Origin of the sequence: Paenibacillus sp. 598K, from assembly GCF_003851045.1 — a bacterium.
GTDB lineage: Bacteria > Bacillota > Bacilli > Paenibacillales > Paenibacillaceae > Paenibacillus_D.
Window position 1 is genome coordinate 1 of record NZ_BFBX01000374.1, and the last position, 314, is coordinate 314.

Genomic DNA, 314 nt, shown 5'->3' on the forward strand with positions numbered 1-314 from the left:
ATCACCGCCGCCTCGTACAGGCTCGGGTTGATGCCGGAGAGCGCGGCCAGGTAGATGATCGAGTTCCAGCCGAGGCTCTGCCATAGTCCCGAGCCGACATAGATGGTACGGAACCACTCGGGCAGGATCAGGAACTGGATCGGCTCCTGGATCAGACCGATCCCGAGCAGCAGCGAGTTGATGATGCCGCCGGGCTTGGTGAAGTCGATAATCATGCCGCAGATGACGATCAGCGAGATAAAGTGCGGCAGGTACGAGATCGTCTGGATCGCCGACTTGAACCGCTTTAGCCGAAGCTCGTTGAGCAGCAGCGC

The 314-nt window shown here is 59.9% G+C and carries 1 pseudogene; it reads right to left on the minus strand.

From position 1 onward, the window contains the following. Positions 1 to 314: pseudogene (locus tag PA598K_RS35535) on the minus strand (sugar ABC transporter permease); the annotation flags it as partial.